The organism is Chitinophaga sp. (genome assembly GCF_036566945.1).
Lineage (GTDB): Bacteria > Bacteroidota > Bacteroidia > Chitinophagales > Chitinophagaceae > Chitinophaga.
The window spans coordinates 1-11,324 of the sequence record NZ_DATCVJ010000622.1; the positions used below are offsets into that span (position 1 = coordinate 1).

The following is an 11,324-nucleotide window of genomic DNA, read 5'->3' on the forward strand; positions in this document are numbered from 1 at the left end:
GATGATTTACAAGATTTTATTTGATGATTTTGTAAGATTAAAAAGATTAGCCAAGATGGTATTTCGTCGTCATCTTCAAAAATCTTAAATAATCAAAAAAGTAAAAATCTTGTAAATCATCATAATCAGTATAATCCTGAACAAAGACAAAGACAAAGACAAAATCCGCCAAATACGGACATTTATCCTTAACTTTGCACGTTTTTTATCCAATTTTTTTATTTTTTATGTTGATCGCATTACAGGACATTACGTTTGAGTTTGGATCCAGGGTGATACTGGAAGATTCCTCCTGGCATATAGAACCGGGCGACCGTGTTGGTCTTATCGGGTTAAATGGTACCGGCAAGTCTACCCTGTTACGCATTATCAATGGGGAATATTCCATTTCTAAAGGAAGTATTAATAAAAGTAAAAATCTGACGATTGGTTTCTTTAACCAGGACCTGCTCAGCTTTGAAACCGATGAATCTATTCTGACGGTGGGCATGATGGCCTTTGGTAAGGCGCTGGAACTCGAAAAAGATATCGAGCGTATTACCAAAGAGTTGGAAGATAGCCAGACAGAAGAATTGTTGCATGAATTCAGTGATGCATTGCATGAATTTGAAGCGTTGGATGGCTACAATATGAAGCACAAAACCGCGCAGGTACTGGAAGGCTTAGGTTTTACCACTGCCGACCTTGACCGCCCTTACAACCAGTTTTCCGGTGGATGGCGTATGCGTGTACTCCTGGCCCGCTTAATCCTGCAGCAACCCGATGTACTCATGCTCGATGAGCCTACGAACCACCTGGATCTTCCCTCCATCGAATGGCTGGAAAGATACCTGATTGGTTATAACGGTGCCGTGATTATTGTATCGCATGATAGGTTCTTCCTGGATCGTATGGTAAATAGAATCGTGGAAGTATACCAGCAGCAACTGCACCACTATGCCGGCTCTTATGCCGACTATGAAGTGGAAAAAGAACTCCGCCGCGAAATGCAGCAGCGTGCTTACGAAAACCAACAGGACTATATCCGCCAGCAGGAACGCTTTATTGAACGCTTTAAAGCGAAAGCCTCTAAAGCCGCACAGGCACAGAGTATCGCCAAAAGGCTAGATAAACTGGAGCGTGTGGAACAAACGGATAATGGTCCGTCTAAAATCAAAATTAACTTTACGGTAGATAAAACACCTGGGAAGATTTTATGTACCCTGAATAATATCAGCAAAAGCTACGGGAACATAGAAATCCTGAAAAACACCAGCGCGGAAATCAACCGTGGTGATAAAATAGCCCTCATTGGCGCCAACGGTAAGGGTAAGTCTACCCTGCTCCGGATCATTTTCGGGATGGAACCTATGGAAGGCGAAAGAGTGCCCGGCCACAACGTAGTGACCAGTTTCTATGCACAGCATCAGCTGGAATCCTTGGATATGGGTAGTGAAATACTGGATGAACTGAAAAACTTTGGCAGCGGCCGTACAGAGCTGGAATTACGCCAGTTATTAGGTTGCTTCCTCTTTACCGGTGATGATGTATTTAAAAAGATCAAGATCCTGTCCGGAGGTGAAAAAGCACGTGTGGCACTGGCAAAAACCATTATCAGTCAGGCTAACTTCCTGATGCTGGATGAGCCTACGAACCACCTGGACATGAACTCTGTGCAGATGCTGATTGATGCCCTTAACAAGTACGATGGCAGCCTGGTGCTGGTATCGCATGACCGCTACTTTGTAAGCCAGACCGCGAATAAGATCTGGGAAATTGTAGATGGTGAGATCAAGGAATTCAAAGGCACCTACAATGAGTACGAAGAGTGGAAAAAGAGAATGGCCGCTCAGCAACAGGCGCCGGCAAAGACTAACGCCAACGCAGAAACGAAGAAAGATACCCGTCAGCAAAATGCCGCCGCGACTGTAGATGCCGGCAAAGGCGCTATCAACAAAGAAGTACAACGCGAATTACAAAAACAACAAAAACAGTTTTCCCAGGTAGAAGGTCAGGTAGCGAGTTTGAAAGAACGCAAAGCTAGTCTGGAAGCCAGTTTGGGAACACCTGATATTTACAACGACAAAACAAAATTTGCCCAGGTAGAAAATGAATACCAGGATGTACAGAAATACCTGGACCGGGCAAATCAGCAATATGAACAATTGTTTGAGAAAATAATGCAGCTGGAAGCGAATCTGACCAGCTAAGGAAAGAATTACGAATTACGAATTACGAATTACGGATGTAAGCGGAGAGCATAGCGGATACACTCTCCTTTACTATCTCCGCTTACATCCGTAATTCGTAATTCGTAATTCGTAATTCTAAATTCCCCTTGTATGCAGAAAATACTGGTAGTTGAAGACGAAGTCAAAGTGGCCAATGCCGTGAAGAAAGGGCTGGAAGAAAATGGTTTTGACGTAGATGTAGCCTACGACGGCCGCATTGGTAAAGGATTAGCCACCAGCAACAACTACGACCTGGTGATCCTGGATTTGAACCTTCCCCATCACAATGGCTATGAACTGTGTGAGGTCATCCGCCATAAAAACAACCGGGTTCCGGTGATCATGCTCACTGCCCTTGGGGGTATGGAAGATAAAATGCAGGCGTTTGAACTGGGCGCCGATGACTACCTGATAAAACCTTTCGACTTCCGCGAACTACTGGCGCGTATCCGGGTATTCCTGAAAAGGGCCGGCTCTGAAGCCACCCATGGCACCCAGTATAAAATCAGTATCGCCGACCTGGAAATAGACCGCGAAAAGAAAGATGTGACCCGGGGCGGCAAAAAAATTGCCCTCACCGCCAAAGAATACCAATTGCTGGAATTCCTGGCCATGCACAAGGGCAAAGTTATCTCCAAGCTTACCATCGCCGAAAAAGTATGGGACATCGATTTTGATACCGGTACTAACGTGATTGAGGTATATATGAATTTCCTCCGCAAAAAAATAGATAAGGATTTTGAACAGAAACTATTGCATACCAAAACAGGTATGGGATACTATCTTTCCGAAGAATAAAGCTACTCCCCTTTTCTGATTGAAGATCAAGTACAAAATAGCGCTCTATTATACCATCTCGGCTACGCTGATGCTGATTGCATTTGCCGTACTGGCCTATTATTTTTCCGCTAAATCACGTAAGCAGGAATACCTGGAAAGACTGGAATACCGGGCCCGTTCCATTGCCAACGTGATTATTGAAGATGATAATGTAAAGATAGACCTGCTGCGTAAACTGGATCGTACCACCTTCCAGGATCTTTATAAGGAAACCATCCTCGTATACAACCCCAATTACGACCTGCTGTATAGCAATCTGAAAGATACCACCATCCGCACGCATCCCAGTTTGCTCAATTACATCACGGAAAATAAGCTGTACAGCTACGATAAAGGCAGTGGCGAAGTAGTGGGCGTATATTATACAGAAGGAACGGTGTCTGTGATAGTGATCGTATCCTCTTTTGATAAATATGGCTTCCAGAACCTGCAAAATCTTAGTCAGATCCTATTGCTGGAGCTGATCATGGCCGTTATTGTGCTGGTAGGCGTAGGGTACTTCTTTGCCCGGAAAATGGTACAGCCTATTGACCAGTTGGTACAACAGGTAGATAGTATCAATGCCAATAATATGCAGGATACACAGGTAGCCATAAAAGGGAAAGATGAAATAGCCAAGCTGGGCGCCAACTTCAATACCATGCTGCAACGGCTTGGAGAGTCTTTCGATCTGCAAAAAAGCTTTGTAAGCAACGCTTCTCATGAGCTACGTACCCCACTGGCGGCTATTATCAGCCAGTTACAGGTAGCCTTGTCGAAAGACAGGTCCCGGGAAGAATATCTCGCCTTGCTCACTTCTGTATTGGAAGATGCCGAAAATCTTTCGGACCTTTCCAATGGCTTATTGCAGCTGGCCCAGTCAGAAATGCGGCAGCAGGAGTTTGTATTGAGTAATGTACGTATTGATGAATTACTGATGGAGATGACCACCCTCATCCGGCTCAAGCAAAAAACGGCCAGCAAAGTAGAAATTCATTTTGTGAAGGTGCCGGACAATGATTTGTTGGTGACCTGCTACGGAAATGAGAATCTTTTGAAAGTGCTTTTCCTGAATCTGATTGATAATGCCTGTAAATTTTCCGAGAACAACACCGCATTAGTGTCTATTGATTTCTTTACGCAGTACATTATGGTGCAGATAAAAGATACCGGTATCGGCATTCCTCCGGAAGAAATCAATAAAATATTTGAGCCATTTTATCGCGGACACAATGCCCTTCAAATCCGCGGTCATGGCCTTGGATTGTCTATCTGTAAAAAGATAGTGCAAATTCATAATGGACATATTACCGTTACTTCTGTACCGCTGGAAGGCACTACTTTCACAGTGATACTCCCGCATTTATAATTCTTTAAGCCTTTTTTAATCATCCTTAAAGGCCCCTTTAATTCTGCTTTGTGAGCTTTGTGTCATGAAATTTGGCATTATGCGAACTATCAGGATGCTGTTAATATCAGCAAGTGTTTCCTGCCTGGGCTTTATTCAATCTTCGCAGGCACAAACGTCTCCGCAGACGGTTACCTTACAATCTGTAGAGGACTCCTTCCTTGTTAAAAATTACACATTGCTGGCGCAACGTTATCAGATAGATGCCTCCAAAGCACTGGTACGACAGGCGAAAATGTGGAGTAATCCTTCGTTCAGCAGTGTACTTGGTTTTGGCAGCACCAATAATTTCAAACCATTTGATGTAGGCCCTGGTGGCGAAACGCAGTACAACCTGGACCAGTTGATTCAACTGGCAGGTAAAAGAAACAAGAGCATACAACTAGCTGCCGCCGCGACCAAGATGAGTGAGGCCAACTTTGATGAATTGCTACGCACACTCCGTTTACAGTTACGCGAAAATTTCTACAACATCTACTATCAGCAACAATCCGAAATGGTATTGAAGGAGCAACTGGATAATCTGCAAAAAATTGTAGATGCCTATGTTACTGCCGACAAAAAAGGTGCGGTAGCACATGCCGACCTGGTGAGGTTACAAGCCTTGCAGGTAGGCATAGAGAATGATTTTGCCGATCTGAAACAACAGGAATTAGAATCTCAGAAAAACCTACAACAGTTGTTACATACCAGGGATTTTTATGAGGCCAGGCTGCAACCTGCAGATCTGGCTTCATACAACCTGGATAAAATACAGCTCCCTCAACTGCTCGACAGTGTGGCGATCAACAGGCCGGATGTAAGGATGGCAGACATTCAATACCAGACCGCTCAGCTCAACTATCGTTTGCAGAAATCACTGGCTGTTCCGGATCTGCATGTAGGTGCTACGTACGATAAACAAGGCAGCTATGTGAACAATTTCGTTGGTTTAACATTAGGTATCGATCTTCCGGTGTGGAACCGCAACCAGGGCAATATAAGGGCAGCTCAATTACAAATCGGTACAGAGCAACAACAACTGCTCCAACAACAATCCATCGCACAAACGGAAGTGCTCAATGCTTATCAGCGCATCATCGCGCTGGAAAAGCGTTACAAAGGATTTGACCTGCATCAGTTCCAGGGAGAATTTGATACCCTCATCGATGAAGTGTCCAAAAACTTCAGCAAAGGCAATATCTCCCTGCTTCAGTTTATTGATTATTTCAACAGCTACAGCGACAACGCTAAAAATATTAACAAGTTTTTATCCAACCGGGTAAATGCTTACGAAGAACTCAACTATGCAACAGGACAAGAACTATTTAAAAACTAAGCATATGAAACAGCCTATTCTTATTATTGGCTTTTCGCTGCTGGCCACCATTTTATGGAGTGGCTGCAAACACAGCCAGGCAGAAGATTCAGAGAAAACCACTTTTGTGCTCAGTGATACGATGCTGAAAAATATACGCATCGATACGGCCCATATGCAACCGGTATTGAATGAGCTTCGCCTTTCCGGTAAAGTAACGCCAAACGGTGGAAAGGTATTGAAAGTATATCCGCTGGTGAGTGGTTATGTAGAAGATATTAAAGTACAGCTGGGTGATTATGTAAAAAAAGGCCAGGTACTGGCAGTCATACATAGCGCCGAAATTGCTGACTACGAAAAGCAACTGGCGCAGGCAACGTCTGATCAGAACGTGGCGGATAAGAACCTGAAAGTGGCGCAGGACCTGTACGACAGCCGATTGAGTACAGAAAAAGATGTGGTAAATGCCAAAGGTGAAGTACAGAAATCACAGGCAGAAATTACCCGTCTGAATGACCTGTTTAAAATATACCGCAAAGGTAAAGGTGCCACCTATCTGGTAACGGCACCTATCTCCGGTTATATCATTGAAAAAAACATTAACAACAATATGGAGATCCGTTCGGATAACAGCGCCAATATTTTCACCATCTCCGAACTGGATGATGTGTGGGTGATGGCCAATGTTTTTGAAACGGATATTGCCCGCATGAAAGAAGGATATCAGGCAGATGTAGTGACCGTGAGTTACCCTGATGAGCCCTTCCATGGCAAAATTGATAAGATCTATAACTTCCTGGACCCCGCTACCAAAACCATGCAGGTAAGGATCAGCATTGATAATAAAAATATGCTGCTGAAGCCTGAAATGTTTGCTACGGTATACATTAAATACCAGGATAACGATCAGAAAATAGCGGTGCCTTCTGCTGCTGTGATCTTTGATAACAGCAAAAATTATGTGCTGGTATTTAAAGATAAATTCAACATTACCGTGCGTCAGGTAGAAGTGGCGAAGACCTCCGGAGATATTACCTATCTCTCCTCCGGCGTCAATGCGGATGAGAAAGTCATCTCTAAAAATCAATTGTTGATTTACGATGCACTTAAAGACTAATCCGACAATGACGCGGTTATTTTCCATAGGTATACTGGCATTAAGCAGTACCCGCTTGCTGGCGCAGGATAAGAAGACGGATAGCATTATCCCCTACTCTTTCCATTTCCAGCAAACGTTGGTAACGCAATGGCATCCGGACTTCTCCGCGAAGTATTCGGGTACCAACAGCTTTCTTACCCATGAAAAAAGCGCCACCTCTATTACCAGCACCGTCTATGCAGGTATTCGTCCGCTGAAAAATCTGGAACTATATATAAACCCGGAACTCGCTGGTGGTCAGGGTCTCAGCCATGCCACCGGCATTGCGGGTTTTCCTAATGGAGAAACTTTCCGGGTAGGTAATCCTACCCCTACCATTTATCTGGCCCGTGCTTATGCTCAGTATACAATCCCATTAACAGCCCATACTGAAACAGATGATGATGATCTGAATAACGTGGCGGGACAGACACCTACGCATTACCTGCGCTTCATTGGTGGTAAATACTGTCTGGCTGATTTTTTCGACCAGAATGTGTATAGCCATGATCCCCGCACCCAGTTTCTGAACTGGTCGCTGATGAGTAATGCTGCCTGGGATTATCCGGCCGATGTACGTGGTTATACCATAGCACTGACCATACAATACCGGAAAGACAACTGGCAGATACAGGCAGCGACATCGCTGGAACCCACTACTGCTAATGGTCCCACCCTCAATTATCATTACGGCCAATCCAATGGTGAAGTGGTGGAAGTAACGCACACGCATACACTGAACCACTATGCAGGGAATGTGCGGGTGATGGTTTTCATTAACCAGGCGCCTATGGGCAATTATAACGAGGCGGTGAAAGTAGCCGTAGATACGCCCAACATTAGTGCAGTTGGAAGAGACGGTCATACCAAATATGGTTTCGGTATTAATATAGACCAGGAGATTACCAACAACGGCGGCGCTTTTCTGAAAGCATCCTGGAACGATGGTCATAATGAAACCTGGGCCTATACAGAAATAGATCAGACCATCAGTATGGGATGGTTGCAGAACGGTCAATGCTGGCACCGCGCACAAGACAATGCTGGCGTGGCACTGGTGGTAAATGGTATCTCCAAAGATCACCGCAACTACCTTGCTGCAGGCGGTACCGGCTTTATGGTAGGCGATGGTCAGCTGAACTATGCACCCGAAATGATTGCTGAAGTATTCTATCAATGTAACATTACCAGGCTACATATTGCCTTAAGCCCAGATTACCAGTTTGTGCTGCATCCTGCTTACAACAGTGACCGCGGACCGGTTAATATCCTGGGAATAAGGACCAGAGTGGCATTCTAAAGAAACAGGAGTTATGAATAAATTCATTAGAAATATTGTCGCTTTTTCGCTGAGGAACAAATTATTTGTATTCATCAGTGTGGCTACGCTGATTGCAGCAGGTGTATTTTCCTTTTTGCATACACCTATTGAAGCATTCCCGGATGTGACCAATACGCAGATCGTTATTGTGACCAAATGGAACGGACGTAGTGCGCAGGAGGTAGAACGTTTTGTGACGCTGCCCATAGAGGTAGCGATGAACGCCGTACAAAAGAAAACCAGTGTACGCTCTGTTACCATGTTCGGTTTGTCTGTCGTGAAAATAATGTTTGACGACGATGTGGAAGACTTCTTTGCACGACAGCAGGTGAACAACATGCTGGGAGGCCTGGGGCTTCCCGATGGCGCCGAGCCCGAAGTACAGCCACCTTACGGCCCTACCGGCGAAATTTTCCGTTACTACCTGAAAAGCAGTAAGCGGGATTCCCGCGACCTGCTGACCTGGCAGAACTGGGTGATAGACCGGCAAATTCGCAGTGTGCCCGGCGTAGCCGATGTAGTAGCCTTTGGTGGACAGGAGAAGATCTATGAGATCTCTGCCGACCCGGTAAGACTCGCCAAATACGATATTACGCCACTGGAATTATACCAGGCCGTTACCAAAAGTAATGTGAATGTAGGTGGTGACGTCATTGAAAAAAACGGACAGGCATATGTAGTCCGTGGTATTGGTTTACTCAACGCCATACCAGATATCAATAACATCATCGTACAAAATATCAATGGTGTTCCCCTGCTGGTAAAAGACCTTGCCAACGTACACGAAGCCTCCGCCCCACGTGTGGGACAGGTAGGTATTGATAAAAATGATGACCTGGTAGAAGGTATTGTGGTGATGCGTAAAGGCGAAAATCCCACAGAAGTACTGATCAAACTGAAAGAAAAGCTGAAGGAGCTGAATGAAACCATTCTGCCGGATGATATTAAAATGGAGACTTTCTACGATCGGGATAACCTGATGGAGTTCTGTACCCACACGGTGATGCACAACCTCGCGGAAGGGATCATCTTTGTTACCGTGATCGTATTCCTGTTCATGGCCGACTGGCGTACCACCGTGATAGTATCTATCATTATCCCGCTGGCATTGTTATTTGCCTTCATGTGTTTACGATTAAAAGGCATGAGTGCCAACCTGCTGTCGATGGGGGCGATTGACTTCGGTATCATCATAGACGGTGCCGTGGTAATGGTAGAGGGCATTTTCGTAATGCTCGACCACAGGGCGGAGAAGTATGGGATGGCGCGCTTTAATAAGATGGCCAAACTAGGATGGATCAAGCAAACCGGCGGAGAACTGGCAAAGGCCATCTTCTTCTCCAAACTCATTATTATCATCTCCCTTATTCCTATTTTTTCCTTCCAGAAGGTAGAAGGTAAAATGTTCTCTCCACTCGCGTGGACACTGGGTTTTGCATTATTGGGTGCATTGCTGTTCACCTTAACACTGGTGCCGGTATTGTGTTCTATTTTACTTAACAAAAATGTGAAAGAGAAACATAATGTACTGGTGATATTCTTTGACCGCATCGTCATGAAAGGTTTTGGCTGGACTTACCGGAACAAGCGTTTAAGCATTACGCTGGCCCTGACTTTTATGGTGCTGACGTTTATCTCCGCTAAATTCCTCGGAACAGAATTTCTGCCGCAACTGAATGAAGGTTCTCTCTGGGTGACTACAGAGTTGCCGATGAGTATGTCGATGACAGAAAGTACTAAAATGGCCCATTCCATCCGCGAGGACCTTGGCGGGTTCCCTGAAGTAAAAAGAGTGCTGTCGCAGGTAGGCCGATCCAACGACGGTACAGATCCTAACGGATTCTATTTTGTGCAGTACCAGGTAGATCTGGCGCCAAAAGAAGAGTGGAAACGTAAAATTTCGCAGGACGAACTCATTTCAGAAATGGAGCAACGCCTGAAAAAATATCCGGGTATTATCCTGAACTTCTCCCAGCCTATCAGTGACAACGTATCTGAAGCAGTAGCAGGTTTCAAGGCGGCCAATGGGGTGAAGATTTTTGGCGACGACCTTGTGAAGCTGGAAGCCTTATCCCAACAGGTAGTAGCACAGCTGAAAACTGTTGATGGGATTAAAGATCTGGGGGTGATCCGCAATATTGGTCAGCCGGAAATGAGCATCAACCTGGATGATAATAAGATGGCGCAATACGGCGTGGCTACCGGCGATGCACAGGCGGTGATTGAAATGGCGATTGGCGGTAAAACCGCTACACAGCTGTATGAAGGCGAGAAAAAATTTGATATCCGGATCCGTTACGATGAGAACTATCGTAAAACGGAAGACGACCTTGCCAATCTGATGGTACCTACCATCAACAACAATAAAGTACCGCTGAAAGAGATTGCAGAGATCAAAACCATTACTGGTCCGGCTTTCATTTACCGCGATAGTAACAAGCGTTTTATTGGGGTGAAATTCTCTGTACGTGACCGCGACCTTGGTAGTACCATTGCGGAAGCGCAGGCCCGGATCAACAAGGCCGTGAAACTGCCAAAAGGCTACAGCATAGGCTGGACAGGAGAATTTGAAAACCAGGTACGCGCCACCCAACGTTTGGGACAGGTGGTACCACTTAGTATCATCGCCATTTTCATGGTATTATTTATTATGCTGGGTAGCGTAAAAGACGCCGGCCTCGTATTAATGAATGTGCCTTTTGCCCTGATAGGTGGTATCCTGGCGTTACACGTTACCAATATGAATTTCGGTATCTCTGCCGGGGTGGGCTTTATTGCACTCTTTGGTATTTGTATACAGAATGGGGTGATCCTCATCTCCGTATTCCATAAAAACCTGGAGGAGCGAATGTCGTTGAATGAATCGATCAAACTGGGGGTACAAAGCCGTATCCGGCCGGTAGTGATGACTGCCCTGATGGCTGCCATTGGTTTGATACCGGCGGCGATATCACATGGTATTGGTTCTGAAACACAAAAACCGTTGGCCATCGTAGTCATTGGTGGATTGATTACCGCAACAGTACTGACGTTGCTGGTATTCCCTATCATTTTCTACGGCGCTTATAAAAACAAAAAAGATATACTGTGAGATAGCTGTTAGCTTTTAGCTGTTAGCTTTTAGCTTTTAG

The 11,324-nt window shown here is 45.1% G+C and carries 7 protein-coding genes; all 7 read left to right on the top strand.

Annotated features, from left to right (window positions below; all coding sequences use genetic code 11):
* Window positions 1-227 precede the first annotated feature (227 nt).
* The 7 genes from VIP81_RS19030 (at window position 228) to VIP81_RS19060 (ending at window position 11,284) form a co-directional block, all read left to right on the top strand.
* Window positions 228-2,189 carry an ABC-F family ATP-binding cassette domain-containing protein gene (locus VIP81_RS19030; RefSeq protein ID WP_331964618.1) on the top strand — a complete coding sequence of 654 codons (1,962 nt, stop codon included), beginning with the start codon at window positions 228-230 and terminating at the stop codon, window positions 2,187-2,189.
* 132 nt (window positions 2,190-2,321) lie between these two features.
* Window positions 2,322-3,008, top strand: a complete 687-nt coding sequence (locus tag VIP81_RS19035) for a response regulator (RefSeq protein WP_133811153.1) — start codon at window positions 2,322-2,324, stop codon at window positions 3,006-3,008.
* Between the two features lie 19 nt (window positions 3,009-3,027).
* Entirely contained in the window at window positions 3,028-4,398 is a 1,371-nt protein-coding gene (locus tag VIP81_RS19040) for a HAMP domain-containing sensor histidine kinase (protein ID WP_331964624.1), read from the top strand.
* Window positions 4,399-4,477: 79 nt separating this feature from the next.
* The gene (locus VIP81_RS19045; RefSeq protein ID WP_331964627.1) at window positions 4,478-5,755 is read left to right on the top strand and encodes a TolC family protein; all 1,278 of its coding nucleotides are present in this window, start codon (window positions 4,478-4,480) and stop codon (window positions 5,753-5,755) included.
* Between the two features lie 4 nt (window positions 5,756-5,759).
* Window positions 5,760-6,851 (top strand): efflux RND transporter periplasmic adaptor subunit, encoded by a 1,092-nt coding sequence (locus VIP81_RS19050; protein ID WP_331964630.1) that lies wholly within the window; start codon window positions 5,760-5,762, stop codon window positions 6,849-6,851.
* A gap of 7 nt (window positions 6,852-6,858) precedes the next feature.
* Window positions 6,859-8,172, top strand: coding sequence for a carbohydrate porin (locus VIP81_RS19055; RefSeq protein ID WP_331964633.1), 1,314 nt, complete (start codon window positions 6,859-6,861; stop codon window positions 8,170-8,172).
* A gap of 13 nt (window positions 8,173-8,185) precedes the next feature.
* A complete protein-coding gene (locus VIP81_RS19060; protein ID WP_331964636.1) occupies window positions 8,186-11,284 on the top strand; it encodes a CusA/CzcA family heavy metal efflux RND transporter in 3,099 nt (1,032 codons plus the stop codon).
* Window positions 11,285-11,324 lie beyond the last annotated feature (40 nt).